This is a genomic window from Paraburkholderia tropica (assembly GCF_014171495.1).
GTDB lineage: Bacteria > Pseudomonadota > Gammaproteobacteria > Burkholderiales > Burkholderiaceae > Paraburkholderia > Paraburkholderia tropica.
This window is the reverse complement of sequence record NZ_CP049134.1, coordinates 1,906,670-1,932,980: the sequence shown is the minus strand read 5'-3', so window position 1 is coordinate 1,932,980 and position 26,311 is coordinate 1,906,670. Positions and strand designations below refer to the sequence as shown.

Genomic DNA, 26,311 nt, shown 5'->3' with positions numbered 1-26,311 from the left:
CCGCGGATGCATGATTTAGGTCCTTCCAAGCAGACTTGATTCGCAATCCGCTAAACGGTCAGGCCGTGGCGCGGAAGGTTGAGTAACCCGCTATTTCTCGAGAAACTCGAAGAAAGGTGAGCGTAAATGTCGGAAACGATGAAGCAATTCCAGCTGAACTCCTATCTGTTCGGCGGCAATGCTCCGTATGTCGAAGAGCTATACGAAGCATATCTTGACAACCCTGCGTCCGTTCCGGACCAATGGCGTGAATACTTCGACGCACTGCAAAACGTGCCGTCGTCGAGTGGTTCGGCCGACAGCGATGTCGCCCACGGCCCGATCGTCGAGTCGTTTGCCCAGCGCGCGAAAGCCAATGCTTTCGTCCCGAAGGGCGGCGGCGAAGACCTCGCCACGGCTCGCAAGCAGGTCTACGTTCAGTCCCTCATCGGCGCATATCGCTTCCTGGGCTCGCAATGGGCCAACCTGGATCCGCTGAAGCGTCGCGAGCGTCCGCCTATCCCCGAACTCGAACCTGCGTTCTACGACTTCACTGAAGCCGACATGGACCAGACGTTCAGCGCCACGAACCTGTATTTCGGTTTCGAGCGCGCGACGCTGCGCGAGATCGTCAAGGCGCTGCGCGACACGTACTGCGGCACGATCGGCGCCGAGTACATGTACATCAGCGACCCGGAACAGAAGCGCTGGTGGAAGGAACGCCTCGAGTCGATCCGCTCGACGCCGAACTTCACGAACGACAAGAAGAAGCACATCCTCCAGCGCCTCACGGCCGCTGAAGGCCTCGAGCGCTTCCTGCACACCAAGTACGTCGGCCAGAAGCGCTTCTCGCTCGAAGGCGGCGAATCCTTCATCGCCGCGATGGACGAAGTCGTCCGTCACGCAGGCGCGAAGGGCGTGCAGGAAATCGTCATCGGCATGGCCCACCGCGGCCGTCTGAACGTGCTCGTCAATACGCTCGGCAAGATGCCGGCTGACCTGTTCGCCGAATTCGAAGGCAAGCACGTCGACGACCTGCCGGCAGGCGACGTGAAGTACCACAAGGGCTTCTCGTCGGACGTCGCAACCGAAGGCGGCCCGGTCCACCTGTCGCTCGCGTTCAACCCGTCGCACCTTGAGATCGTCAACCCGGTGGTCGAAGGTTCGGCGAAGGCCCGTATGGATCGCCGCGGCGACGACAACGGCCTTCAAGTGCTGCCGGTGCAGATCCACGGCGACGCGGCCTTCGCGGGTCAGGGCGTCGTGATGGAAACGCTGAACCTCGCGCAAACGCGTGGTTACGGCACGCACGGCACGCTGCACATCGTCATCAACAACCAGATCGGCTTCACGACGTCGGACCCGCGCGATGCGCGCTCGACGCTGTACTGTACCGACGTGGTCAAGATGATCGAAGCGCCGGTGCTGCACGTGAACGGCGACGATCCGGAAGCGGTCGTGCTGGCGATCCAGCTCGCGGTCGAATTCCGCATGCAGTACCACAAGGATGTCGTCGTCGACATCATCTGTTTCCGCAAGCTCGGCCACAACGAGCAGGACACCCCGGCGGTCACGCAGCCGCTGATGTACAAGACGATCGCGAAGCACCCGGGCACCCGTGCGCTTTACGCAGAAAAGCTCGTGCAGCAGGGCGTCATTTCGGCGGAAGACGGCGACAACTACGTCAAGGCGTACCGCGCCGCGATGGACGAAGGCCACCACACCGTCGACCCGGTGCTCTCGAACTACAAGAGCAAGTACGCGGTGGACTGGGTGCCGTTCCTGAACCGCAAGTGGACCGACGCTGCCGACACGGCAGTGCCGCTCGCGGAACTCAAGCGTCTGGCCGAACGCATCACCACGATCCCCGAGAACTTCAAGGTTCACCCGCTGGTCGAGCGCGTCATCAACGACCGCCGCGCGATGGGCAAGGGCGAATCGAAGCTCGACTGGGGCATGGGCGAACACCTCGCGTACGCATCGCTGGTCGCGTCGGGCTACGCTGTGCGCCTGACGGGTCAGGATTCGGGCCGTGGCACGTTCACGCACCGTCACGCCGTTCTGCACGATCAGAACCGCGAACGCTGGAACGACGGCACGTACATCCCGCTGCAGAACATCGCCGACAACCAGGCGAAGTTCACGGTGATCGACTCGGTGCTGTCGGAAGAAGCGGTGCTGGGCTTCGAATACGGCTACTCGACGGCTGAACCGAACACGCTCGTCGCGTGGGAAGGCCAGTTCGGCGACTTCGTCAACGGTGCGCAGGTCGTGATCGACCAGTTCATCTCGTCGGGCGAAGTGAAGTGGGGCCGCGTTTCGGGTCTCACGATGCTGCTGCCGCACGGCTACGAAGGCCAGGGTCCGGAGCACTCGTCGGCGCGTATCGAACGTTTCCTGCAGCTGTGCGCCGAGCACAACATGCAGGTCGTTCAGCCGACCACGCCGGCCCAGATCTTCCACGTGCTGCGCCGCCAGATGATCCGTCTGTTCCGCAAGCCGCTGATCATCTTCACGCCGAAGTCGCTGCTGCGTCACAAGGAAGCCGTGTCGGACCTGTCCGAACTCGCGAAGGGCACGTTCCAGCCGGTTATCGGCGAAGTGGACGAGTCGATCGACGCGAAGAAGGTCAAGCGCGTGGTGGCCTGCTCGGGCCGCGTGTACTTCGACCTCGTCGCGCATCGCCGCGAAGCGAAGGCAAACGACGTCGCGATCATCCGTATCGAACAGCTCTATCCGTTCGCGCACAAGCAGTTCGAAGCGGAAATCAAGAAGTACGACAACGCGACCGAAGTGGTCTGGGTGCAGGACGAGCCGCAGAATCAGGGCCCGTGGTTCTACATCGAGCACCACCTGAAGGAAGGCATGAAGGAAGGACAGAAGCTCGCGTACAGCGGCCGTCCGGCTTCGGCCTCGCCGGCTGTCGGCTACTACGCGAAGCATTACGAACAGCAGAAGACGCTGATCGAAGGTGCGTTCGGCCGCCTGAAGGGCGCGCAGGTCGCGAAATAAGCATATGAGCTAACGAACCGGGAAAGCGTGCGATCGGATTGCGCGCTTTCCCGCGCTCAGATGCGCGACCCGGTTCGTACCCAGATACGTATTCAGGAACATCAAATGGCTATTGTTGAAGTCAAGGTCCCGCAGTTCTCGGAGTCGGTGTCGGAAGGCACGATGCTGCAGTGGAAGAAGAAGCCGGGCGAAGCGATCGCTCAGGACGAAGTCGTCATCGAAATCGAAACCGACAAGGTCGTGCTCGAAGTGCCCGCGCCGGCAGCCGGCGTGCTGGCTGAAGTTCTGATCGGCGACGGCGCGACCGTCACGAGCGAACAGGTCATCGCACGCATCGACACGGAAGGCAAGGCTGGCGCCGCTGCTGCACCCGCAGCCGCCGCAGCGCCGGCAGCCGCACCGGCCGCCGCGCCCGCCGCAGCACCGGCTGCCGCAGCCGCTTCGACGTCGAGCAGCAACATCGCCTCGCCCGCAGCGACCAAGCTGATGGCGGAGAAGGGTCTGGCAGGCGGCGACGTCGCCGGCACGGGCCGCGACGGCCGCATCACGAAGCAGGACGTGCTCGGCGCAGGCGCGCCGAAGGCTGCACCCGCAGCCGCACCGGCCGGCAAGCCGGCTGCCGCCAAGCCCGCGCTGCCGCAAGTCAACGCACCGGCATCGGCCGCCAACTGGCTGAACGACCGTCCGGAACAGCGCGTGCCGATGTCGCGCCTGCGTGCGCGTATCGCCGAGCGTCTGCTCGAGTCGCAGCAGACCAACGCCATCCTCACGACGTTCAACGAAGTGAACATGGCGCCGGTCATGGATCTGCGCAACAAGTACAAGGACAAGTTCGAGAAGGAACATGGCGTGAAGCTCGGCTTCATGTCGTTCTTCGTGAAGGCTGCGGTTCACGCCCTCAAGAAGTTCCCGCTCGTGAACGCGTCGATCGACGGTAACGACATCGTCTATCACGGCTACTTCGACATCGGTATCGCCGTCGGTTCGCCGCGCGGTCTGGTGGTGCCCATCCTGCGCAACGCAGACCAGATGAGCCTCGCCGACATCGAGAAGAAGATCGCCGAATTCGGTCAGAAGGCCAAGGACGGCAAGCTGTCGATCGAAGAAATGACGGGCGGTACGTTCTCGATCTCGAACGGCGGCGTGTTCGGCTCGATGCTCTCGACCCCGATCATCAACCCGCCGCAGTCGGCGATCCTCGGCGTTCACGCGACCAAGGAACGCGCGGTTGTGGAAAACGGCCAGATCGTGATCCGCCCGATGAACTACCTCGCGATGTCGTACGACCACCGCATCATCGACGGCCGCGAAGCCGTCCTGTCGCTGGTCGCGATGAAGGACGCGCTGGAAGATCCGGCGCGCCTGCTGCTCGACCTGTAATCACAGCGTCGCTCAAGCATCGCGTATTGAGTCTCACACTGAGCGGCGTGCGCGCGAATTCCGGAAACCGGCATTCGCGCGCCGCGCTCACGTATCGAAAGGATGACCATGTCCAAAGAATTTGACGTCGTCGTGATCGGCGCCGGCCCCGGCGGCTATATCGCGGCGATCCGCGCCGCGCAGCTCGGCAAGTCGGTTGCGTGTATCGAAAAGTGGAAGAACCCGGCCGGCGCGCTGAAGCTCGGCGGCACCTGCCTGAACGTCGGCTGCATTCCGTCGAAGGCGCTGCTCGCCTCGTCGGAAGAGTTCGAAAACGCCGCGCATCATCTCGTCGACCACGGCATCAGCGTGGGTGACGTGAAGATCGACGTCGCGAAGATGCTCGCCCGCAAGGACGGCATCGTCGAAAAGATGACGAAGGGTATCGAATTCCTGTTCCGCAAGAACAAGATCACGTGGCTCAAGGGTCACGGCAAGTTCACCGGCAAGAACGACGCCGGCGTGCAGATCGAAGTGTCGGGCGAAGGCGAAACCGAAGTCGTGACGGCGAAGAACGTCATCATCGCGACGGGTTCGAAGGCGCGTCACCTGCCGGGCATGCCGGTCGACAACAAGATCATCGCCGACAACGAAGGCGCGCTGACGTTCGACTCGGTGCCGAAGAAGCTGGCCGTGATCGGCGCAGGCGTGATCGGTCTGGAACTGGGTTCGGTGTGGCGCCGTCTGGGCGCCGACGTCACGATCCTCGAAGCGCTGCCGGAATTCCTCGGCGCCGCTGACCAGGCGCTCTCGAAGGAAGCTGCGAAGCTCTTCAAGAAGCAGGGTCTCGACATTCACGTTGGCGTGAAGGTCGGCGAAGTGAAGGCGACGGACAAGAACGTCACGATCAACTACACGGACAAGGACGGCAACGCGCAAGTGCTCGAAGCCGACCGCCTGATCGTGTCGGTTGGCCGCGTGCCGAACACCGACAACCTCGGTCTCGAAGCGATCGGCCTGAAGGCCAACGAGCGCGGCTTCATCGACGTCGATGGCCACTGCGCAACGTCGGTGCCGAACGTCTACGCGATCGGCGACGTGGTGCGCGGCCCGATGCTCGCGCACAAGGCCGAAGACGAAGGCGTGCTGGTCGCGGAAGTGATCGACGGCCAGAAGCCGCACATCGACTACAACTGCATTCCGTGGGTGATCTACACCGAACCGGAAATCGCGTGGGTCGGCAAGACGGAACAGCAGCTCAAGGCAGAAGGCCGCGACATCAAGACGGGCCAGTTCCCGTTCATGGCGAACGGCCGCGCGCTCGGCATCAACAAGGCCGACGGCTTTGTGAAGATGATCGCCGACGCGAAGACCGACGAACTGCTCGGCGTGCACATCATCTCGGCGAACGCATCGGACCTGATCGCGGAAGCCGTGGTGGCGATGGAATTCAAGGCTGCCGCCGAAGACATCGGCCGCATCTGCCATCCGCACCCGTCGCTGTCCGAAGTCATGCGCGAAGCGGCACTCGCCGTCGACAAGCGCGCGCTCAACATGTAAGCGCCTGAGGCCGGGCGCGCCAGCGTTCCGGCCTTGCAGCACCTGCATCACGTACAGAGGCGGACGGGTTCGAATACCCGCCCGCCTTTACTCATTTGCGGCTCACGAAATGAACGTCACCGAATACTACGAAAACGAACTGCAGAAACGCGGATACAAACCGGATGCGGCGCAGCGCGTCGCGATCGAGCGGCTGCAGCGGTGCTACGACGAGTGGGTCGAATACAAGTCGCGTCGTTCGAACGCGTTCTGGAAACTCATCAACCGTCCCGATCTGCCGCGCGGCGTCTACATGTGGGGCGGGGTGGGGCGCGGCAAGAGCTTCCTGATGGACAGTTTCTACGCGGTCGTGCCGGTGCAGCGCAAAACGCGTCTGCATTTCCACGAGTTCATGCGCGAAGTGCATCGCGAACTCGAAGAACTCAAAGGCCAGGCCGATCCGCTCGACGAACTCGCGCGCCGCATCGCGAAGCGTTATCGCCTGATCTGTTTCGACGAATTCCACGTCTCGGACATCGCCGACGCGATGATCCTGTATCGCCTGCTCGACCGCCTGTTCGCGAACGGCGTGCAGTTCGTGATGACGTCCAACTACGATCCCGATCTGCTCTATCCCGACGGCCTGCATCGCGACCGCATGCTGCCCGCCATCGAGCTGATCAAGGAAAAGCTCGATGTCCTGAACGTCGACGCCGGCGTCGATTATCGCCAGCGCACGCTCGCGCAGGTCGAGGTCTATCACACGCCGCTGGGCGCCGCCGCCGACAAGGCGCTGCGCCATTCGTTCGCGCAACTGGCCGCGGTGCCCGACGAAAGCCCGATCCTGCACATCGAGAAGCGCGAACTCAAGGCGCTGCGCAAGGCCGATGGCGTGGTGTGGTTCGACTTCGCCACGCTGTGCGGCGGCCCGCGCTCGCAGAACGACTATCTCGAACTGGCGAGCCGTTTTCACGCTGTGATTCTCTCCGACGTGCCGCAGATGACGCCGCGCATGGCCTCCGAGGCGCGCCGCTTTACCTGGCTCATCGACGTCTTCTACGACCACAAGGTCAAGCTGCTGATGTCGGCGGCCGTGCCGCCCGAGGATCTCTATCCCGAGGGCCCGATGGCGAACGAATTCACGCGCACGGTCTCGCGGATCGTCGAAATGCAGTCGAAGGAGTATCTCGAAACGCCGCGCCGCATCGTCGACACGACGCTGACCTGAGCGTTTGCCTGGTGATTTGACCTGCGACACGTCGCAGGGTGCGCGCCCAGGTGCGCACCCTGCGGCGTCGCAAAAATAGAGTCCGAAGTGTTTTTTCAAGATTCGGACTCGTCTGATATGGCCCGCGGGGGCGAGTGGATATCGTTGGTTCAGAACCGTTCTGACCAAGGAGAACTCCATGACGCCGCATCGCGATATCACCGAGGAAGAGTGGCAACGCGTGTTGCCGCTGCTGCCCGAACTGCGCCCGCGCTCCGAACTGCGCGGCCGACCGCTCGCCAATACCCGCTCGGTGCTCAACGGCGTCCTGTGGGTCATGTACAGCGGCGCCACGTGGTCGGCCATGCCGCGCCGCTATCCGTCCTATCAGACCTGCCATCGCCGCTTCAAGGCGTGGCACGACGAAGGCGTCCTCAAAGCCGTGATGGCCGAATTGTTCGGCGAAGAGGGTGCGGCACTGTGCGACGCGATCGAAACGCGCATGCGCAGGCACGCAAGCCGCGCCGAAAAGGCCGCGCGCACCCAGGAAGAACTGCCGATGCGCAATTCGCCGTTCTCGCCGGCCGCGCCCGGCGTGCCCCAGCCGTTCAGCTATCGATCGGTGTATCGCCACACGGTTTGACCCTGGCCGGTCGACGTGTGTCGAGAAAGAAAAAAAGCCGCCTGAATTCAGGCGGCTTTTTTCATGCTGAGGGTCGGCGTGGCGCGTGTTCGCGAGTCACGCCGCCGAGGTTGCTTGTTCCGCCTGGAGCTTACTGCTGACGCACCCACGTCTGCGACCGGCCGAGCAGCGCGATGCCCAGATAGCCGCGCACCACGAGCTTCTGGCCGCCGTCTTCCGTGTGCATCTTGCAGCTATAGATCTTGCCGTTTTCCGGATCAAGAATATGGCCGCCGTCGTATTCGTTGCCGGCCTTCTTCATGCTGTCGATGATCGTCATGCCGAGGATCAACTGATCCTTGCGCGAGTCCGTGCACGCGGTGCAGCGGCGATCGGGCTGATCGTTCGGGCCCAGTCCCTTGATGACCTTGCCGCTCAGGCCGCCGCTGCCGTCGTCGCTGATCTGCACGAGTGCTTTCGGCTGGCCGGTGTGGTCGTCGATGGTCTGCCAGACCCCGATGGGCGAGCTGTCCTGCGCGTGCGCGGCGGCGATGCCGCCCAGCAGCGCGCCGGCCAGCGCGAGCTGACGCGCCGCGCGTGCGGCGAACGAAATGGTGCGACCGTCGATCCGGTTCATGTGTCTTCCTCCACTGATGTTTATGTGTGTGCGACCGCATGCACGCGCGCGCCGCGATGGCGCGCTCATGCAGTCAGGGCAGGATACGCGAAAGCGCCGCGCGCGTTTGCGAGTAGGAACTCTAGTCGGCGCGGCGCGCGCGGCACGCGGATTGCCGCACGTGCCGTGCCGCGTGCGCCGCGCCGGCCAACTCAGTTGAGCTGGTAAGAGAACGTCGCGTTGATGCGCGGGCTGCGCGACGGACTCTCGACCGGCGCATCGGCGAGCGCTTTCGCGACGGACAGATCGAGGCTGTAGTACTTGCCGTCGGAAATACGAAAACCGAACGATGCCGACGACAGCCGGGAAGGCGCGGGCGTACCCGCATGCAGATACACGCGCGCCATGTCGAACGAGACATACGGCGTGATCGTCTGCAGCCACGCCTGGCCGATCTTGAACGGATGATTCAGTTCGAGCAGGAAGGCCCAGCCCGAATCGCCCGACGCTTCGCCCGGCTCGTAGCCTGCCGCGAAACGCTGCGCGCCGAACGAGATCTGTTCCGAAGTCGGCAGCGTGACCGGGCTGTACTGGCCCGTGATTGCCACCGACGTGCCGAAGCCCATCGGCCAGTCGTTGGTCTGCGAGAACGAGCCCGTGGTGCGCACGAAATTCAGCGACACGGGGTTTTGCAGCACCACGCCGGGAATGTTCGTGTCGGCGCCCTTGGACGCGCCCAGAATGTTGAAGCCCTTCGCGACCGCGATGCTCGCCTTGCGCACCTGGCCCGTCTTGACGTCGGCGTAATCGGCCTGCAATTGCAGCACGCGCACCTGCGAATGCGTGTCGTACTGGAAGCCGTTGAGGGTGTTGTGGTAGCGATCCTCGTCGTGCGCCGCATACACGCTCGCGGTGCCCACGACGCTGCGCGTGTTGCTGAGCAGCAGCGGGTAGGAGAGCGAGCCCGTGATCTTGTCGCTGATGACCGTGCGCTCCACGTAACCGGGCAGGCCGGGATTGTTGGTGGGATTGCCGCGGTAGTGCGAGGCGTCCACCTTCGCCATCAGACCGTCGCTCGCGATCGGCACGGCCGCGTGCGCGGACAGATAGGTGACGTTGTCGCGTCCCTTCGGCAGCAGCGCGGACACGCTCAACTGCTCGCCGAACGGCGTCAAACCGTTTTCGGTCAGCGTGAGCAGACCCTGCACGCCCGGATGATTGAAGTCGATGCCGGTGCTGATATCGTACGGCTTCTGCGTGGCGTCGAGTTCGAGCGTGGTGGCGCCGTCGGTGCTCGTGGGCGGCGGCACGTTGGCCTTCACCTTGAGCCCGGGCAGCAGGCCGAGCACGTTGATATAGCGCTGGAACGTGGCCGTGCGCAGCGGCCGGTCCTCGACGATATGCGCGGCGATCGCGCGCATCTTGTCTTCGAGCTTGCCCGGCTTGCCGGTGATCGTCACGGTGCCCACATAGCCTTCGACGACCGTGATGCGCACCACGCCGCCCGCGAAATCCTGGGCAGGCACGAACGCGAACGAGAGCGCGTAGCCGCGATCCTGATAGAGCTTCGTCACGCCGTTGGCCGTCTCGATCAGCTGACCGATCGTGATGTCGTGATTCGCGAGCGGCGCGAAACGTTGCGCGACCTCGTCGAATGGAATCGATTTCACGCCTTCGACCTTGAAGGTGGTCGGCGTGAGATGCGTGGCCAGCAACTGCTGCAGCTGAGGCGTCTGCTGCTGCACCTGCACGGTCACGTTCGGCGCCTTCTGCGGCGCGTTGATCTGCGGCAGTGCGTCGAGCGGATTGCCCCCGGCGGGGTTGCCCGCAGGAGGATTGCCGCCCGACGCCGGCCGGTTCTGTGCTACTGCCACCCCCGTCAAGCCGGCGCTCGCCATCACCCCCAACGTTGCGAGCACGGCCAATTCTGCGACTGCGCCTTTCATCGGACTACCCTCGGACTTGTCGGACGGCGCGCCCGGTTTCCCTGAAGCTTCCGGTGCGCGCCGCCTCTTTGTGCCGCCTTTTCGGCGGTCTGTGGCTCCCTGATTGCCTGTGTTTATTCCTGCGGACTACGTACTACCTTGCCGTTCTTGTCCGGCAACGCGCGCGCGGCTTTCCCTCTCCAGAGGCCGCGTCACGCGTCGCTCATGTTGCCCGATGATCGTTGCGCGCGCTACGGCAGCTTATGCAGCAAGCCGCTCAGTAGTCCCCCGATGTACTCGTGCTGCCAGAACTGCTTGTCGAACTCGTGCTGCCGGTCGTGGCGCCCAGCGCGCCCGTGACCGTGCCGACGATCACCGTCACCGGCTGGAGCAGCGTGGTCGCGCCGCTGCTGCTGGTGCCGCTGCCCGAAGTCGTCGAGCCGGCCGCGCCCGTCGCCGTCGACACCACGCCCGTGAGCAGGCTGCCGACGATCGGCACGTTGCCGAGCGCGCCGGTGACGGCGCTCGTGCCGCCGGCGGTGCCGGTCAGGCTCGTGACGCTGGAGAGCGGCGAGCTGCCGAGGCCGAGGCTCGCGATCGCCGCGTTGAGCGGGCCGAGCAGACCTTGCGCGGCGGCGCCGGTCGGCGGCCCGCTGGCGACGAGCGCCGTGCTGCCGCCGACGAGGCTCGTGATCAGGCCGGGAATCGGCGCGGCGCCGTTCGGACCGTTGGGATTCACGAGGCCGCCTGCGTTGGTGACCGTGTTGCCGAGCGCCGACACCAGCGTGCCGACGTCCGCGCCCACCGGCGCGAGCGGCCCGAGCGCGCTGAGCGCGGCGGTGGTGGAGGTGCCGCCCGCCGTCGACGAAATCTTGCTGCCAGCCGTATCGAGCGCGCCGCCGACCTTGGCGAGCAGCCCGGAGACCGGCACGCCCAGACCCGTCGTGGTGCCGACCTGCTGCGTGATTACGCCGGCTTCGGTGACGATCGGCGTGATGGCCGTGCTGAGCGGCTGCGTGATCTGCTGAACCGGCGCGGACGAGAGCGCGTTGCCGAGCATCTTGCCGCCCGCGTTGACCGCGTTCGCGGTCGTATCGAGCACCGTGGCCACCGGCGTGGTGACCGGCGCCAGCGGAGCGAGCGGGCCGCTGCCGAGACCGTTGACCGTGGTGGCGACGCCCTGGACCACGCCGCTCGTCGCGCTCACGACGTTGCCGAGACCGGCGACCGTGGTGCCGACCGGATTGGCCGTCGAGCCGGTCTGGCCGAGGCCGTTGGAGACGGCGTCGGCGAGTGCGCTCGCCACGGTGCCGGTGCTCGACACCGCGTTGCCGAGTCCCTTCGTGACGTCCGAACTGGTGCCGCCGGGCAGGGTGGTCGAGCCGATCGCGGTGCCGAGATCGCTGGCGGTCTTGGCGACCGTGCTGACCACGCCGCTCGTGCCCGTCGTCGTGGTCGTGCCGCCGCCCGTGTTGGTGTCGGTGCCGGAACCGCCGGTGCCGGTCGAGCCGGTGCCGCCCGTCGAGCCGGTGGTGCCGGTCGAACCGCCCGTGCCGCTCGATGCCGAAGGCGGCGTGTAGCTGCTGCCGCCACACGCGGCGAGGCTCAGGGCGATCACGCTCGCGGCGGCGAGGGCGGTGAGACGCAGGCCGCGCATCAACGTCGCGGAGCGGTCGTGCGAAATCGCGAGGGAAAAGCTGGACATAGCGCTGTCTCCTTGTTTCATCAGGCGCTGAAACGGGCTATCGGAGCGATCATTCGGATGCTGCGAAATAGGATTAGCCACAGGGTTAGCCGGGGTTAGCCGATTGGCGGACGGGTTCTCAGGCGCTCACTTCTTCGCGCCGAGCAGACCGCCGACGAGCGACGTGAGGCCGGAAAGCGGGCCGGTCGTGCCGCTGCTGCTGGTGCTGCCACCCGTGAGCGAGGCCAGCGAGAGGCCCGGCGTGCTGCTGGCCGTGCTGCTGGAGCTGCTCGACGTCTTGACGCCCGCACCCACGCCCGCGCTCGCCACGACGCTGGTCGTGGTGGTGGCGGCGGTGTTCAGCGTGCCGGCGACGGTGTTGACGACGCCCGCGACGAGACCCGTGACCGGTGCGAGCGGGCTGCTGGTGCCGCCGGTGGCCGAGGTCAGCGTCGAGGTGACCGTGGTGAGCGCCGTCGTCACCGGGGCGAGCGGGTTGCCGCTCGAGCTGCCGGTGATGCCGAGACCCGCGCCGATGCCGAGGCCCGCGTTGGCGCCGCCCGAACCGGTCGTGCCGCCCGTCAGACCGCCAAGCAGGCTCGTGACCGGCGCGAGCGGATTGCTGCTGTTGCCCGAGGTGCTGCCCGTCAGCAGATTGCCGGCGGTGGCGACGGTCTTGCCCGTATCGGAGACGAGATTGCCCACGCCCGTGGTGACCGGATTGCCGGCTCCCGTCGAGGCGACCAGCGCGCCGCCTTTTTCGAGGCCGCCGCCGAGCGTTTGCAGCAGGCCCGCGACCGGGGCGCCGAGGCCGGTCGCCGTGCCGACCGTCTGCGTGGTGGAGGCGAGCACCGAGGTAATCGGCGTGATGGCCGTGCTGAGTTGCTGCGTGACTTGCTGGACCGGGCCGGTCGACAGGGCGGTCGTGAGCGTGTTGCCTGCGCCGGTGACGGCCGTGCCGAGCGTGCTGACCGCGCCGCCGAGCGGCGTGGTGACGGCGGCGAGCGGGGCGAGCGGACCGCTGCCGAGGCTCGTGACGAGTTGGCCGGCGCTCGTGACGGCCTTGCCTGCATCGCTGACGACGCCGCCCGTGCTGGCGACCGTCGTGCCGACCGGATTGGTGTTGGTGCTCGAACCAAGCGCGCCGAGACCGTTCGACACGCCGCTGCCGAGCGCCGAGACTGCCGCGCCGAGATTCTCGACCACGCCGCCTGCCGCCGTCGTGGTGGCGGTGCTCACACCCGGCAGCGACTGCGAGGCGATCGTGCTGCCGACGCCCGACACCGTCGAGCCCAGGTCGCTGACGACCGTGCCCGAAACGTTCGCGACCTGGCCGACCGCGTTCGCCGCGACGGCCGTGCTGCCGCTGCCCGTCCCGGTGGTGCCGCCGCTGCTGGTATTGCCGTCGCCGCTGCCGCTGCCGCCACCGGCGGTCGACGTGCCGCCGGTGCCCGTTCCCGTGCCGCTCCCCGAATTGCTGTCGCTCGACGTGGTGGTCGTGCCGCTACCGCTGCCGCTGCCCGTGCCGGTGTCGCCGCTGCCCGAGCTGCCGCTGGTGCCGCTCGTGCCGCCGCTGGTTTGCAGCGAGCCGCCGCTGCCGGTGCCGCTGCTGAGCGTGCCCGAACCGCCGCAGGCGGTCAGGGAAAGCAGGGTGGCGATGGTGGCGGCAATGGCAGTCAGGCGTGCCGCGTTCGCGATGTGGTGGTTCTTCATGGTGTGCCCTCGTCTCTCGTATGGTGTGTCTTGCTGTGTGTGTGTTTTGTCGTGCTGCGGGACATACACTGCAACAGCTATGCCAATGCGAAAGAGCCCGCGAGAAAAGCCGTCGCGAGGCGGGCGTGGGTATCGTCTGATCAAGACGGCATGGGGCTTTGCGCGAAGCTTTCTTCGCAGGAATCGGCGCGCGCGAACATGCGCGTTACCGTGCGCCGCGCGTTACGTCACGTAACGGAACGCGGGCGATGTTACGAACGCCCGGGGTAACGTGACGAAGTGCTAATCGCTTTGCATATTTTCGATTCGACGAAGCACTCGAAACCGCAGTTAATCCGCCGCGCATCAATCAAAAGCCGCGCATGAAAAAGTGTTTCGAGTCCTGATCAGTTCGCGCGTAACGTCACGCGATGGCACGCCCTGGCACGTTATGGTTTGCCCTGAGTGAATAAAAAAATGCGGCATGCCGATAATGATGTTACGTGGCGACAACGATGTAACGGGCGATTGCGTAACGTTCGCGGTTAAGCTATAAAAAGCGCATCCATAAATAAAACACGTTACTAGCAGAGCTGAACGGGGCATTGCATTTAGAGGGGAATGCTTACGATTCGGCCGCAATGTTGGCGGACTGACATGGCAGTCCGTGGACCAGTTGCAACGGCGCATCATTCAAACCTATTCGCTGAGAGAGCCGGTGCAGCATCGCGTGAGAGCGCGAAGAAGAGAGAGAGGGCCGAAATGAACAAGCTGGTAAAGCTTTTTGCTAAAGCAGAAGACGGGGTGACGGCGCTGGAATATGGGCTCATCGCAGGGCTCATCGCCGTGGTGATTGCGGCGAGCGCTCAGGGGTTGGGCACCGAGTTGAAGGCCGTATTCACCTACGTCACGACTCAACTGACGGCTGCGGTTCCGGCAGGAACCTGAGGCGGCGCATCGCTGCGTGGCGGCTTCGTGCTGCCACGCCCGATCATTCAGCTAAACGTAGCAGTGACTTTTCACGCGCTGGCTAGCCGGTTCGCGTGAGGCGTCTGCACGTCGACTCGCGATGAATGCATCCATCATTCCCAGCTGCGTATTCGCCGCCTGGGCGCTCGCGGTCGCCATTTGCGATCTGCGTTCGCGCCGCGTGCCGAATGCGCTCGTGATTGCCGGCCTCGTCGCCGCGCTCGTTGCTGCGTGCTGGCACGCGGGACCGGCGCAACTCGGCGTTGGCCGCGCATTGATCGCCGCCGCGATCGGGCTCGCCGCGCTCATGCCGTTCTTCGTGCTCGGCGTGATGGGCGGCGCCGACGTCAAGGTATTCGCCACGCTCGGTGCATGGTGCGGATTGCAGCCCTTGCTCTGGCTCTGGGTGGCCGCAAGTCTTATTGCATTCGTGCATGCGCTCGCGATTCTCGCGATGCGTGCACGCTCGCAAGCGGCGGCGTCGCGGCGTGTGCAGATCGTCAGTGTCGGCGCGCGGCGCGGCACGCCGTACGCCACCTGCCTGGCCGTGCCCGCGCTCGCGTGGCTCGCATTGCAGTGGATGCCGGGAGCGTTGCAATGATTGCGCGAGCAACGAATTCGTCATGCGATGCGAAACGACCAGCGCGATCGAAACAGCGCGGCGCCGCCGCCGTCGAATTCGCGATCGCGTTTCCGCTGTTCTTTCTGGTGCTCTACGCCATCGTCACGTTCTGCATGATCTTTCTCGTGCAGCACAGCCTGACCGCGGCGTCGGCGGACGGTGCGCGCGCCGCGCTCGTCTACGTGAACGCACAGGACACCGGGACGGCTTTGAGCGGCCGCGCGCAGGCCGCTTGTGCACGTGCGCTGCAAGGCGTGACGTGGCTCGCCACCGCGCCCACCTGCACGACGGTCGTGAGCGCCCAGCCGAGCGGCTGCACGAACAACACGGCGATGGACTGCATCCAGGTCACGCTCAGCTATCCGTGGAGCACGAAGCCGCTCGTGCCCACGCTGCCCATGCTCGGCGCGTGGCAGCCCACCGTGCTCGCGGGCCGCGCCACGGTGCAGATCGATCCGGTGAATCTGCTATGAGCCCATTCCATTCGATCCGCCATCACGTCGCGCGCGCATGCGCCGCCGCGCCGTTCAATCGCAATCAAGGCAGCCGCACATGGCCAATCTGACCAAAATCGCCGCGGGCGTGCTGATCGCCGCCGCGCTCCTGCTCGGCATTTTCGCGTTCATGCTCGCGCGCCACGCGCCGCCTGCACCCGTCGCGCAACCGGCCGTGGCGGTGACGCAGCCGCTGACGCCCGTGGTCGTCGCCGCGCGCACGCTGCCCGCGGGCCAGCCGATCCCCGCCGACGCGCTGCGCGTGCAGCCGCTGCGTACGCAGCCTGCCGGCTCCGTGAGCGACGTTCAACTGATCGCGGGCCGTGTGCCGCTCGCGGATATCGCCGCCGACACGCCCGTGCTCGACACGCAACTATCGTCGAGCCTGGCTTCGTCTCTTGCGCCGGGCGAGCGCGCGGTGGCGGTGCGCATCGACGAAAACAACGCCGTGGGCAACCAGCTCCACGCGGGCAATTACGTCGACGTGTTCTTCACGCTGCGCCGCGACGGCGCGGCCGGTGGCACCGTCGGCACCGGCAACGCGGAAATCTCCCGCACGCAGGCGCGCCTGCTGATCTCGAAGGCGCGCGTGCTGGTATTCGGAAATCCTGCCGAAGCGGCGAACAGCAACGGGCAACGTACCAGCGGCTTCGGCACGCAGAGCACAACGCCGCGCACGGCGGTGCTCGCCGTGCCGCTGACCGAAGTGAACGACCTCGCGCTCGCGCAGAGCCAGGGCCAGTTGATTCTCGCGCTGCGCAACCCCACGGACGACGATCAGATGGACCCGTCCGCGTTCGGGCCGCAGCAGGGTGTCTTGCGCGTCGTCGCGCACGGCACGCCGGACAACTCGACGCGCGCGGCCGCGGGGGTCGCGCTCGATCAGCTTGCGGGTGCGCAAGCGCCGCGTCCGGCTGTGCCGGTGGTTCATCGCGCGAGCAGCGGCAACGGGGGCGCACAGGGCGGGCTGGAAGTGATTCGGGGCGGGCGGGCCGAAACGGTCGCCTGGTAAAGCGCCGCGCGAGCGTGCGTATTCAATAGAAACCACAACATGACGATGAAGAGGACTCTTGCCGTGGCGCTCGCCGCATCCGTTTGCGCCGGCGGTTTCGCGCTCGCGATGTTGCCCGCGCGCGCGGCGCCGCCGTCGAGCGCCGGCTCGCCCGACGCGGGCGCGCCAGCGGGTACCGTCGATATCACCGTGGGCGAGCAGCGCACGCTGCCCGTCACGGGCGCGCTCACGCGCGTCGCCGTGGGCGACCCGGCGGTGGCCGACGTGCTGGTCGTGCGCGGCGACCGGCGCGGCGGTCTGCTGCTCGTCGGCAAGGGCGCGGGCACGACCACGGTGATGCTGTGGGAAGGCGGCGTGCAGCGCAGCTTCACCGTGAACGTGGCGACGCGCGCGGCGCGTGCGTTGCTCGGCGCGGGCACGCCCGACGTGAAGGTGCTGGACGGCACGGCCATCATCAGCGGCAGCGCGGCGACGATGGAGCAGCATCAGCGCGCGGTGGTGGCCGCGCAGGGCTCGCTCGGCAAGGGCGCGAAGGACACCGACGTGCTCGATGCCTCCAGCATCGCGACGCGCTCGGTCGTGCAGGTCGACGTGCGCGTGGTCGAATTCAGCCGCTCGGTGCTCAAGCAGATCGGTTTCAACTTCGCGCGCCAGAACAACGGTTTCACGTTCGGCTCGTTCGCGCCGTCCGCGCTGACGTCCGCTTCGAACACCAACGGCGTCTCGGACATCCAGAGCGTGGCGCCGATCTCGTCGGCGTTCAATCTCGTGTTCGCGTCGGCCACGCACGGACTGTTCGCCGACCTGAGCCTGATGGAGTCGAACAATCTCGCGCGCGTGCTCGCGGAACCGACGCTCGTCGCGTTGTCCGGCCAGAGCGCGAGCTTCCTCGCGGGCGGCGAGATTCCGGTGCCGGTGCCGCAGGCGCTCGGCACGAGTTCGATCGAATACAAGCCCTACGGTATCGGGCTGTCGCTCACGCCCACGGTGCTCTCGCCGCAGCGCATCGCGCTGAAGGTCGCGCCCGAGGCGAGCCAGCTCGACTTCGCCAACGCGGTGACGATCAGCGGCGTCTCGGTGCCCGCGATCACGACGCGGCGCGCGGAAACCACCGTCGAACTCGGCGATGGCGAGAGCTTCGTGATCGGCGGCCTGATCGATCGCGAGACCGCGTCGAACGTGAGCAAGGTGCCGCTGCTCGGCGATCTGCCTGTGATTGGCGCGTTCTTCAAGACGTTGAACTATCAGCAAAACGAAAGAGAACTGGTGATCGTGGTGACGCCGCATCTGGTGTCGCCGCTCGCGAAGGACGCGAAGCTGCCCAGCTCGCCCGGCGAGCTGTCCGAACAACGCGACGGCCATGTCTGGCGCGCGTTACTCGGCGGCGCGGCCTCGCGCGATCCCGCCCCGGGATTTTCGCCATGACAACCGCTGTCGGCATGGCTTCGCCGCGCCGTGCGCGGCCTGCGCTGCGCGAGCAGCACAAGGAGAGGGATCATGAACGCGAGAACGTACTTGACGACTGATCGCACGGTCGTGGACTCGTTCGTGTTCGCATCGTCGGACGACGCGCACGCCCGCTGGATCGCGCGCGCGCTCGGCATGGCGGGCAAGGTGGATGCGGTGGCGCTCGAGCCGGCCGCCGTCGGCGAGCGGGTCGGCCAGCAGATGCCGTCGCTGCTGCTCGTCGATTTTTCGCAGGGGCGCGCGGCCTGGGCGAGCGCCGTGGTGGCCGCCGCGCATGTGTCGTATCCGGGCCTCCAGGTGATCGCGGTCGGCACGCTCGCCGAACCCGAGAGCGCGCTCGCGGCCTTGCGCGCGGGCGTGCGCGATTTCGTCGACGTGGCGGGCAGTCCCGAGGACGCGCTGGCGATCGTGCGCCAGGTGCTCGAAAACCGCGTCGAAGCGCCGAGCCGCCATGGCCGTCTCACGGTGATGCTCGGCGCACGCGCGGGCATGGGCGTGACGACGCTTGCCGCGAATCTCGGCGCGCTGCTCGCCCGCAAGGGCGCGGCCTTCAACCGCCACGCCGCGCTGCTCGACCTCGGTCTGCCCGCGGGCGACGGCGCGATGATGCTCAACGCGGGCAACGGCTTCAGTTTCGTCGATGCCGTGCGCAATCTGCGCCGCTTCGATCAGACCTTCGTGCATACCGCGCTCGCGAATCACGAAAGCGGCCTCGCGCTGACGACCTTGCCTGCCGATCTCGGCGCGCTGCGCGAGGTTTCGTATCAGTCGGCGGTGGCGCTGCTGGCGCGCCTGCGTGCGTTTTTCGATCAGCAGCTCGTCGATCTCGGCGGCTTCACGAACGCGGAGTTCGTCGCCCAGGTCGCCCAGTCGGCGGACGCGGTCTGGCTCGTGTGCGACCAGAGCGTGGCGTCGATCGTCGCGGCCGCGCGCCAGATCGACGCGCTGCGCGAAGGCGGCATGGACGGCAACACGCTGCATCTCATCATCAATCAGTACGACGCCGAGATCGACCTGAGCGGCGCGCAGATCGCCGAGCGTCTCGGCGTCGATCTCGCGGCCGTGCTGCCGGCGCGCCGCGTGGCGCTCTGCCAGGCCGCCAATCGCGGCCAGTTGCTGGTCGACAGCGCGCCGCGCGATCCGTATGTGCGCGCGCTCGAACTGCTCGCCGCGCAGATCGACGGCATCGAGGCGCGCGCGCCGAAAAAACTCGATGCGCTGCGCCGTCCGCTGCGCAATTTCTTCCCTCAATCACCGAAGCGTTCGTAGATCATGGCGGATAACATCGAATTTGCCGACGACGCGCCGCTGTTCGCGCACAGCCAGCAGTTCCAGGACATCAAGAACGCGGCGCACGAACACCTGCTCACGCGCATCGAGGAACTGGGCGCCGAGTTCGGGCGCTGGTCGCGCCACGCGATCAATCAGTTCGTCGATCTGGAGATGGACAGCTTCGTGCGGCTGCGCCATATCCCGATCAACGAAAGCGAAGTGCGCGCGATTGCCGAGGCGCTCACGAAGGAGCTGGCGGGCTTCGGGCCGATCGAGGATCTGCTGGGCGACCCGGCGGTGGAAGACATCCTCATCAACGGTTATAGCGACGTGTACGTGTCGCGGCACGGCATTCTCGCGAAGATCCCCGTGCGCTTCTCCGACAACGCGCATCTGCTGCGCATCGTGCGCCGCATTCTCGCGCCGATCGGCCGGCGTCTCGACGAATCGAATCCGATGGTCGACGCGCGCCTGCCCGACGGCGGGCGGATCAATGTGGTGATCGAGCCGCTGTCGCTCGCGGGCCCGATCGTCTCGATCCGCAAGTTCCGCAAGGACCCGCTGCGCCCCGACGATCTGGTCAACAACGGCACGTTCGGCACCGAGATCGGCGCGCTGTTCGAAGCGGCGGTGCAGGCGCGCTGCAATATTCTCGTCTCGGGCGGCACGAGCTCGGGCAAGACCTCGCTGCTCAACGCGCTGGCGTTCTACATTCCCGACGTCGAGCGCGTGGTGACGATCGAGGACACCGCCGAACTTTCGCTCAATCACCCGCATGTGGTGCGCCTCGAAAGCCGTCCGGGCGGTTTCGACGGCGCGGGCGTGGTGACGATTCGCGACCTGTTGCGCAACACGCTGCGGATGCGTCCGGACCGCATCATCGTGGGCGAAGTGCGCGGCGGCGAAGTGCTCGAAATGCTCCAGGCGATGAACACCGGCCACGACGGTTCGATGGCGACGGTGCACGCGTCGAGCCCGCGCGAATGTCTGTATCGCCTCGAAATGCTGGCCGGTTTCGCGGGTTTTCAGGGCACGGAAAGCAGCCTGCGCCGCCAGATCGCCAACGCGGTGGACTTCATCGTGCAGATCGGCCGTCTGTCCAACGGACGCCGCCGGATTCTTTCGGTTACCGAAGTAACGGGTCTCGCGGACAACATCATCGCGACGCAGGAACTCTATCGCTACGAGCCCGTGACCACGCCCGACGGAGAGGAGATCGACCGCTGGGATTCGCTCGGCATTCATCCGCATTCGCCGAAGCTCGCGCGCTTCCGCCAGGCGGTGTCGGCGTCGTCGAACTTCGGTTTCGGCGGCGGGCACGGCGGGGGCTTCAATGTCTAGCATCATCGCGCTCGCCGCGGCGCTTGCGCTGCTGTTCGCCGCTGCCGGGCTGATGCTCTGGCAGCGGGCGCAGCAGCACACGGCGCGCGAGCGTGTGACGCGTTTCGTCGATAGCCGCGTCGCGGCGGCGGGCTATGCGGCTGGCGCGGCCGGACCGGGTGGGTCGGGAGCGGCGGGCGTCGGCGGTGCAGCCGGTGCTGCAGGTGCGGCGCGCGCAGGCGTTGCGCCGATACGCGTGACGTCGGGCGTGAATCCGAACGGATCGGCGGCCGGCGCGGGCGGTGCGGGTGCCACCGGCGCCACCGGCGCAAGCCATGCCGCCAACGCGAAGCATACGGCGAACGCGAAGAACGAGGCCTCGCTGCCGCGCCGCTGGCTGGCGCGCGTCGGCGTGGCGTTCGACCACGTCATGAGCCGCGCCGGCATCGCCGACGCGCGCAAGCCCGCCTTGTTCGTCGGCTTCGCCGCGCTCGCGCTGGCGCTGTGGGCCTACGTGGCGGCCGGTCTGCCCGCGCTGCTCGGCGCGCTGATGGTCGTCGCGGCGGGCAGCGCCTTCGTGCTCTCCGTGCGCATCGAGCGCCGCCGCCGCAAGCTGGTCGGGCAATTGCCGTCGTTTCTCGACGGCATCGTGCGCCTGATCGTGCTCGGCAACAGCGTGCCCGCGGCGTTTCAGGCCGCGCTCGTGACAACCGAAGCGCCGCTGCGCGAATGTCTCGATCACGTCTCGCGCATGCTGCGTTCGGGCGTGGAAATCGACCGCGCGCTCTATCAGGTGGCGCAGGTCTATCGCGCGCGCGAACTCGAATTCGTGGGCTCGGTGCTGCGGCTTTCGGTGCGTTACGGCGGCCGCGCCGACGTGATGCTCGAACGCATGTCCAACTTCATGCGCGATCTCGAACAGGCGCAGCGTGAGCTGATCGCGATGTCGGCGGAAACGCGCCTCTCGGCGTGGGTGCTCGGTTTGCTGCCGATCGGCATCGCGGGTTTTCTCATCGTGACCAACCCGAGTTATTTCGGCTCGCTCTGGGACGACGGTTCGGGACGCAAACTGGTCTACGCCGCGATCGGCCTGCAGGTGTTCGGCGGCTGGCTGCTGTACCGGCTCACGCGCCTGAAGGGAGGGCTATGAGCGCGCAGGGACTCGGCTCGCTTGCGCTGCTGCTCGGCGCGTTCGGCCTGGCGCTGCTCGCGGCGCTGGTGTGTCAGCGTTTGCTGGCGTCGCGGCGCAGCGCGCGCACGCTCGCGCAGGCCATCGCGAACATGAGCGCGCAGGCGGCCACGGCGGCGTCCGAGGCGCGCAATGCGGCCTCGCTGCAGGCCTCGAACGCGATGAGCGCGCCGGGTTCGATGGGTTCGACTGGCACGATGGGGACGATGGCCGCCCCCGGCGCGCCGGGCCACGTCTCGGCGCTGCGTGCGCCGGGCGCGGCATCGGCGAGCGGTGCGGGCGCGGGTGGCGCAACTGGAGCCGGCGGCGCAAGTGGAGCCGGCGGCGCGGGGAGTGCCGGTGCGACGGGCGACAAGCCGCGGGTCGAAAGCGCGCCGCGGCGCACGGGTCTGCCCGGCATCGTCGATGCGCTGGCGAACGCGGGCGCGCGCTGGCTCGATACGCCGCTCGGCAAGCTCATGGTCGCCGACGAGGATCGCCGTCTGCTCGACCAGAGCGGTTACGTCGACGCCCGCTCGCGCGGGCTGTTCATCGTCGCGCGCTTTGCCTGCGCGGCCGGCCTCGCGATCGGGGCGGCAAGCTACGCCGCGATGAGCGGCCGCAGCGTGGCGATGTTCGGCGCGGCCGGCTTGCTCGCAGGCTTTCTCGCGCCGAAATTCCATCTGCGCCGCCGTGCGTCCGCACGTCTCGCGGCCGTCGCCGACGAGCTGCCGATGTTCGTCGATCTGTTGCGCCTGTTGCAGGGCGTCGGCTTGTCGCTCGACCAGAGTCTGCAGGTGCTCGTCAACGAATTCCGTCCGGTGCTGCCGGTGCTCGCAAGCGAAATGGAAATCGCCCAGCGCCAGTTCGTCACCGGACGCACGCGCGAACAGTCGTTGCAACGCATGGCGACGACCTACGACAACGAGGATCTGCGCTCCGTGATCCGCCTGCTCGTGCAGGTGGACAAGCACGGCGGCGCGGTACAGGAACCGCTCAGGCAGTTCGGCGACCGGCTGCGCGAAGTGCGCCGCGCGACGCTGCGCGAGCGCATCGGCAAGCTCACGGTGCGGATGACCGGCGTGATGGTCGTGACGCTGCTGCCCGCGCTGCTGATCGTGGCGGCGGGGCCGGGCCTCATCGCCGTGATGCGCTCGCTCTCGTCGATTCACCATTAGCGGGTGCGCCATGAAATCAGGCAGAACGACTATGAAAACTTCGATCGTGACGCGCGCGAGGCGTGCGATGAGCGTGGCCGCGTGCGGCGCGCTCGCACTGCTGGCGGCGTGCTCGTCGCCGCAAGGCTATGGCGTGGGTCCGCAGGCGGAAGCCGAAATGAAAATGCGCGCCGATAACGCGAAGGATGCGGTGCCCGACACGCCCGGCATGTATCTCGGGCTGATCTCGCGCATGCAGACGGAGGGGCTCTATTACGCCTCGCTCGCGCACATCGACGCCTACGAGCGCCAGTACGGCGCGAGCCCGAATTCGATCGTGCTGCGCGCCGACGCGTTGCGCGCGACCGGCCAGGCGAGTGCGAGCGCGTCGGCCTATACGCAGTTGCTCAATACGCCGTTCGCGGCGCGCGGCCATCGCGGGCTGGGCTTGCTCGCAGGCGCGTCGGGCGACTTCCGGCACGCGGCACAGGAACTCGACGAGGCGTCGATGCTTGCGCCGACCGATCCCGCGACGCTCTCCGATCTCGGCTACGCGCTCCTGCGCGAAGGCGACGTGAACGGCGCGCGCGTGCCGCTGCTCAAGGCGATCGAACTCGATCCGCACAATCCGAAGATCGCCGCCAACGTTGCGCTGCTGCTGAGCGCGAGCGGCGCGGACGGCGACGCGCAGACGCTGATGAACCAGCAGGGCCTGCCCGCGGATACGCGCGCGGCCGTCGCGCGCGACGCGCAGAAAGTGAAGGAGGCGAGCCGCGCACGCGAGCTTGCCGATCAGCGCGAGTCGCTGGCCGCGACGGCGCACAAGCTTGCGCAGACCGCGGCCGTGCCGCAGCCGCGCGCGTTCGCCAGCAACCAGACCAGCGCGGGCAGCGCGGGCGGATGGCCGGGCAGCGATGCGCAGTCGCGCCTCGTCCAGCGCGTTGCGCAGTAGGGCGGCGCGACATCATCCGGGGAGAGAACAATGAAAACGCACGCAACGATCAGGACCTTGGCGCAGCGATCCGCGCTCACGCAGGCCGACATGCTCAAGCGAGTCGGCGGACGATTCGGCTGGCGCTTCGCCGTCGCGCTCGCGCTGACGCTGCTCGCCGTCTCGCATCCGGCGCACGCGCAGGACGATGGCACGGGCGGCGACACGAGTGGCGCCGCGCCGCGCAACAGCGAGATCGGCCACGCCGCGCATGCCTGGCTCGCGATCCAGCGCAGCAACAGCGCGGCGGCGCCCGCACAGCCGATGCTCGGCGCGGAAGCGGGCTACGCCTACAAGCGCTACCTCAAATCGTTCGATACGGAGATTCCGGCGACCTTCGGTTCGTCGGTGAAATCGGGCGGGACGACGGGCGGCGGCCAGAGCAACGGCACGTCGGGCGGCGCTTACTGACATGCAGCGGCGCATCGATGTGCGGCGCGGTCGGCGCGAGCGTGCCTGCGCGCGGCGGCAGCGCGGCTCGATCGCGGTGATCGCCGCTTTCGCGGTGTTCTTCGCGGTCGCGGCGCTCGGCGTGATCGACGTCGCCAACATCTATTTCCAGAAGCGCGCGCTGCAGAACGTCGCCGATTTCGCGGCGCTCGCCGCCGCGCAGCAGATGGACGATACCTGCACGCAGCCGAAAGCCGTCGCGATCGCGAACGCCAGCACCAACGGCTTCACCGCGCAGGGCACGTCGAGCACGCTGTCGGTCGTCTGCGGACGGTGGGATCAGACGGGCCAGCAGGCCAACGGCTCGGCGTACATGGGCTTCACGCCGAACGGCAGCACGCCCTACAACGGCGTGGCGGTGACGGTCACGCAGACCGTGCCGTTCTTCTTCCTCAACATGGTGCAACGCCAGATCACCGCGACCGCCACGGCGCAGTCGACCATCATCGGCTCGTTCGCGGTGGCCACGACGCTCGCGCAGGTCAATCTGCTCAACGGCATGCTCAGTTCGCTGCTGGGCGGCACGGCCGTCAATCTGAGCGTGGCGTCGTGGAACGGCATCGCCAACGCGAACGTCAAGCTCGCCGATATCGCGGCCGCCGCGAACGTCGGCACGGTCAACGGCCTGCTCAGCGCGAACGCGACGGTCGCGAATATCGCGAGCGTGCTCGCGAGCGCCGTGCAGCAGGACGGCGCGCTGACCGCCGATGTGAGCGCGGCCGTGAGCGGACTCACGGCGTTCGCGAGTGTGGCTGCCACGTCGGCGACGAAGATCGCGATTGCCAGCGAGACCGGCGGCACCGCGCTGCTTTCGCTCGGCCTCGCGGACGCGCAGTCGGCCGCCAACGTCTCGGTCAACGCATTGCAGATGCTGATCGTGGCGGCGGAGATCGCGCAGGCGGGCAAGTCGCCGGTTGCCGTGCAGTTGAATCTGAACAGCCTGCCGGTGGTCAGCTCGATCCTGCCTACGGCGGCTTCGCTGAGCGTCAACGTGTTGTCGCCGCCGTCGATCGCGGTCGGTCAGGCGGGCCCGAATCCGGGGAATCCGCCGCCGCCGTGGCGCACCCAGGCGCACAACGCGCAGGTGGCCGTGGCGCTCAATCTCGGCTTCGGCGGCCAGTCGATCGCCGGCCTCGGCAGTCTGCTGACCTTGAACGTGCCGTTGTACGTGGAAGTCGCGCCGGCCACCGCGGGGCTTGCGTCCGCGCAGTGCTCGACCACGGCGGCGGCGAGCCGCTTCGTCGTCGAAGTGAAAACCGGCATCGCGAATCTGTGCGTCGGCAATCCGCCCACGACTGCCGCCCAGCTTCAGTCGGGCTTGTGCAGCGGGCAGGCGGGCACGCTGCTCAATGTCGCCGGTCTGATCAGCGTGACGGCAGGGCTCTCGATCGGGCTCAATTCGCCGCAGGTCTGGGACCTCACGTTCGACGGCACCGGCAAGCAGCTCACGAGCACCACGCCCAACACCAACCAGCTCGGCGGGTCGATCGGCAATGCGTTGAGCAGCCTGTCGACCCAGTTGAGCAACCCGAACAACCTGGCCGTGAATCTCCTTGGTATCAACCTCGGCCTCGGCGCGATCGCGAGCGCGATCACCGGTCTTCTCGCCACGCTGCTCAACCCGCTGCTGAACGCGCTCGACACGGCGCTCATCGGGCCCTTGCTCCAGCTTCTCGGCGTGCAGGTCGGCGTGGCGAACGTCACCGGCTATCCGCTCATGTGCGGCGTCGCATCACTCGTCCAATAAGAACCTA

At 66.9% G+C, this 26,311-nt stretch carries 21 protein-coding genes; 17 read left to right on the top strand and 4 right to left on the bottom strand.

Going from position 1 to position 26,311, the window contains the following annotated elements; all coding sequences use genetic code 11:
- Positions 1-126 precede the first annotated feature (126 nt).
- The 5 genes from G5S35_RS08760 to G5S35_RS08740 all read left to right on the top strand — a co-directional run bounded on the left by G5S35_RS08760 (position 127) and on the right by G5S35_RS08740 (position 7,739).
- A complete protein-coding gene (locus G5S35_RS08760) occupies positions 127-2,991 on the top strand; it encodes a 2-oxoglutarate dehydrogenase E1 component (RefSeq protein ID WP_065063137.1) in 2,865 nt (954 codons plus the stop codon).
- Between the two features lie 105 nt (positions 2,992-3,096).
- The gene (gene odhB, locus G5S35_RS08755; RefSeq protein WP_065063139.1) at positions 3,097-4,371 is read left to right on the top strand and encodes a 2-oxoglutarate dehydrogenase complex dihydrolipoyllysine-residue succinyltransferase; all 1,275 of its coding nucleotides are present in this window, start codon (positions 3,097-3,099) and stop codon (positions 4,369-4,371) included.
- A gap of 108 nt (positions 4,372-4,479) precedes the next feature.
- Positions 4,480-5,910 carry a dihydrolipoyl dehydrogenase gene (gene lpdA / locus G5S35_RS08750; protein ID WP_065063280.1) on the top strand — a complete coding sequence of 477 codons (1,431 nt, stop codon included), beginning with the start codon at positions 4,480-4,482 and terminating at the stop codon, positions 5,908-5,910.
- Between the two features lie 109 nt (positions 5,911-6,019).
- Positions 6,020-7,117 carry a cell division protein ZapE gene (zapE, locus tag G5S35_RS08745; protein WP_065063141.1) on the top strand — a complete coding sequence of 366 codons (1,098 nt, stop codon included), beginning with the start codon at positions 6,020-6,022 and terminating at the stop codon, positions 7,115-7,117.
- Between the two features lie 178 nt (positions 7,118-7,295).
- Entirely contained in the window at positions 7,296-7,739 is a 444-nt protein-coding gene (locus tag G5S35_RS08740) for a transposase (protein ID WP_065063143.1), read from the top strand.
- Between the two features lie 130 nt (positions 7,740-7,869).
- Here the strand turns inward: G5S35_RS08740 and G5S35_RS08735 are convergent, their stop codons facing one another.
- From G5S35_RS08735 to G5S35_RS08720, 4 genes are all read right to left on the bottom strand, one after another.
- The gene (locus G5S35_RS08735) at positions 7,870-8,355 is read right to left on the bottom strand and encodes a DUF2147 domain-containing protein (RefSeq protein ID WP_074984323.1); all 486 of its coding nucleotides are present in this window, start codon (positions 8,353-8,355) and stop codon (positions 7,870-7,872) included.
- A 191-nt stretch (positions 8,356-8,546) separates the two neighbouring features.
- On the bottom strand, positions 8,547-10,232 hold the full coding sequence (locus G5S35_RS08730; protein WP_080180534.1) for a ShlB/FhaC/HecB family hemolysin secretion/activation protein: 1,686 nt from the start codon (positions 10,230-10,232) through the stop codon (positions 8,547-8,549).
- Positions 10,233-10,536: 304 nt separating this feature from the next.
- A complete protein-coding gene (locus G5S35_RS08725) occupies positions 10,537-11,916 on the bottom strand; it encodes a collagen-like triple helix repeat-containing protein (RefSeq protein WP_420874523.1) in 1,380 nt (459 codons plus the stop codon).
- A gap of 174 nt (positions 11,917-12,090) precedes the next feature.
- Positions 12,091-13,656, bottom strand: coding sequence for a collagen-like triple helix repeat-containing protein (locus G5S35_RS08720; protein ID WP_074984319.1), 1,566 nt, complete (start codon positions 13,654-13,656; stop codon positions 12,091-12,093).
- 741 nt (positions 13,657-14,397) lie between these two features.
- On the opposite strand from G5S35_RS08720, the gene G5S35_RS08715 reads away from it, so the two are divergent.
- The 12 genes from G5S35_RS08715 to G5S35_RS08660 all read left to right on the top strand — a co-directional run bounded on the left by G5S35_RS08715 (position 14,398) and on the right by G5S35_RS08660 (position 26,304).
- Complete coding sequence (locus G5S35_RS08715; RefSeq protein ID WP_065063153.1) at positions 14,398-14,583, top strand: Flp family type IVb pilin; 186 nt, start codon at positions 14,398-14,400, stop codon at positions 14,581-14,583.
- 121 nt (positions 14,584-14,704) lie between these two features.
- Positions 14,705-15,205, top strand: coding sequence for an A24 family peptidase (locus tag G5S35_RS08710; RefSeq protein ID WP_065063155.1), 501 nt, complete (start codon positions 14,705-14,707; stop codon positions 15,203-15,205).
- A complete protein-coding gene (locus G5S35_RS08705) occupies positions 15,202-15,699 on the top strand; it encodes a TadE family protein (RefSeq protein WP_183038211.1) in 498 nt (165 codons plus the stop codon). The genes G5S35_RS08710 and G5S35_RS08705 overlap by 4 nt, the downstream gene beginning before the upstream one ends.
- 79 nt (positions 15,700-15,778) lie before the next feature.
- Positions 15,779-16,732, top strand: a complete 954-nt coding sequence (gene cpaB, locus G5S35_RS08700; RefSeq protein ID WP_183038210.1) for a Flp pilus assembly protein CpaB — start codon at positions 15,779-15,781, stop codon at positions 16,730-16,732.
- A 108-nt stretch (positions 16,733-16,840) separates the two neighbouring features.
- Positions 16,841-18,157 (top strand): type II and III secretion system protein family protein, encoded by a 1,317-nt coding sequence (locus G5S35_RS08695; protein ID WP_110328122.1) that lies wholly within the window; start codon positions 16,841-16,843, stop codon positions 18,155-18,157.
- A 72-nt stretch (positions 18,158-18,229) separates the two neighbouring features.
- The gene (locus tag G5S35_RS08690) at positions 18,230-19,468 is read left to right on the top strand and encodes a P-loop NTPase family protein (protein ID WP_074984315.1); all 1,239 of its coding nucleotides are present in this window, start codon (positions 18,230-18,232) and stop codon (positions 19,466-19,468) included.
- A 3-nt stretch (positions 19,469-19,471) separates the two neighbouring features.
- Complete coding sequence (locus G5S35_RS08685; protein ID WP_074984314.1) at positions 19,472-20,812, top strand: TadA family conjugal transfer-associated ATPase; 1,341 nt, start codon at positions 19,472-19,474, stop codon at positions 20,810-20,812.
- On the top strand, positions 20,805-21,941 hold the full coding sequence (locus G5S35_RS08680) for a type II secretion system F family protein (RefSeq protein ID WP_074984312.1): 1,137 nt from the start codon (positions 20,805-20,807) through the stop codon (positions 21,939-21,941). Before G5S35_RS08685 ends, G5S35_RS08680 begins: the two co-directional genes overlap by 8 nt.
- Positions 21,938-23,137, top strand: coding sequence for a type II secretion system F family protein (locus G5S35_RS08675; RefSeq protein WP_065063165.1), 1,200 nt, complete (start codon positions 21,938-21,940; stop codon positions 23,135-23,137). The genes G5S35_RS08680 and G5S35_RS08675 overlap by 4 nt, the downstream gene beginning before the upstream one ends.
- 31 nt (positions 23,138-23,168) lie before the next feature.
- The gene (locus G5S35_RS08670; protein WP_183038209.1) at positions 23,169-24,068 is read left to right on the top strand and encodes a tetratricopeptide repeat protein; all 900 of its coding nucleotides are present in this window, start codon (positions 23,169-23,171) and stop codon (positions 24,066-24,068) included.
- A gap of 57 nt (positions 24,069-24,125) precedes the next feature.
- Positions 24,126-24,518 carry a DUF3613 domain-containing protein gene (locus tag G5S35_RS08665; protein ID WP_161495571.1) on the top strand — a complete coding sequence of 131 codons (393 nt, stop codon included), beginning with the start codon at positions 24,126-24,128 and terminating at the stop codon, positions 24,516-24,518.
- A 1-nt stretch (position 24,519) separates the two neighbouring features.
- A complete protein-coding gene (locus G5S35_RS08660) occupies positions 24,520-26,304 on the top strand; it encodes a TadG family pilus assembly protein (RefSeq protein ID WP_074984307.1) in 1,785 nt (594 codons plus the stop codon).
- Positions 26,305-26,311: the final 7 nt, after the last annotated feature.

Excerpts from the sequence above, each read along its gene's own strand:
- G5S35_RS08730 (WP_080180534.1), bottom strand. The coding sequence starts at position 10,232 with ATGGCGAGCGCCGGCTTGACGGGGGTGGCAGTAGCACAGAACCGGCCG.
- G5S35_RS08760 (WP_065063137.1), top strand. The coding sequence starts at position 127 with ATGTCGGAAACGATGAAGCAATTCCAGCTGAACTCCTATCTGTTCGGC.
- G5S35_RS08725 (WP_420874523.1), bottom strand. The coding sequence starts at position 11,916 with ATGCGCGGCCTGCGTCTCACCGCCCTCGCCGCCGCGAGCGTGATCGCC.
- G5S35_RS08705 (WP_183038211.1), top strand. The coding sequence starts at position 15,202 with ATGATTGCGCGAGCAACGAATTCGTCATGCGATGCGAAACGACCAGCG.
- G5S35_RS08695 (WP_110328122.1), top strand. The coding sequence starts at position 16,841 with ATGTTGCCCGCGCGCGCGGCGCCGCCGTCGAGCGCCGGCTCGCCCGAC.
- G5S35_RS08670 (WP_183038209.1), top strand. The coding sequence starts at position 23,169 with ATGAAAACTTCGATCGTGACGCGCGCGAGGCGTGCGATGAGCGTGGCC.
- G5S35_RS08740 (WP_065063143.1), top strand. The coding sequence starts at position 7,296 with ATGACGCCGCATCGCGATATCACCGAGGAAGAGTGGCAACGCGTGTTG.
- G5S35_RS08685 (WP_074984314.1), top strand. The coding sequence starts at position 19,472 with ATGGCGGATAACATCGAATTTGCCGACGACGCGCCGCTGTTCGCGCAC.
- G5S35_RS08720 (WP_074984319.1), bottom strand. The coding sequence starts at position 13,656 with ATGAAGAACCACCACATCGCGAACGCGGCACGCCTGACTGCCATTGCC.
- G5S35_RS08715 (WP_065063153.1), top strand. The coding sequence starts at position 14,398 with ATGAACAAGCTGGTAAAGCTTTTTGCTAAAGCAGAAGACGGGGTGACG.
- G5S35_RS08680 (WP_074984312.1), top strand. The coding sequence starts at position 20,805 with ATGTCTAGCATCATCGCGCTCGCCGCGGCGCTTGCGCTGCTGTTCGCC.
- zapE (WP_065063141.1), top strand. The coding sequence starts at position 6,020 with ATGAACGTCACCGAATACTACGAAAACGAACTGCAGAAACGCGGATAC.
- G5S35_RS08735 (WP_074984323.1), bottom strand. The coding sequence starts at position 8,355 with ATGAACCGGATCGACGGTCGCACCATTTCGTTCGCCGCACGCGCGGCG.
- lpdA (WP_065063280.1), top strand. The coding sequence starts at position 4,480 with ATGTCCAAAGAATTTGACGTCGTCGTGATCGGCGCCGGCCCCGGCGGC.
- G5S35_RS08690 (WP_074984315.1), top strand. The coding sequence starts at position 18,230 with ATGAACGCGAGAACGTACTTGACGACTGATCGCACGGTCGTGGACTCG.
- G5S35_RS08710 (WP_065063155.1), top strand. The coding sequence starts at position 14,705 with ATGAATGCATCCATCATTCCCAGCTGCGTATTCGCCGCCTGGGCGCTC.
- G5S35_RS08660 (WP_074984307.1), top strand. The coding sequence starts at position 24,520 with ATGCAGCGGCGCATCGATGTGCGGCGCGGTCGGCGCGAGCGTGCCTGC.
- G5S35_RS08675 (WP_065063165.1), top strand. The coding sequence starts at position 21,938 with ATGAGCGCGCAGGGACTCGGCTCGCTTGCGCTGCTGCTCGGCGCGTTC.
- cpaB (WP_183038210.1), top strand. The coding sequence starts at position 15,779 with ATGGCCAATCTGACCAAAATCGCCGCGGGCGTGCTGATCGCCGCCGCG.
- odhB (WP_065063139.1), top strand. The coding sequence starts at position 3,097 with ATGGCTATTGTTGAAGTCAAGGTCCCGCAGTTCTCGGAGTCGGTGTCG.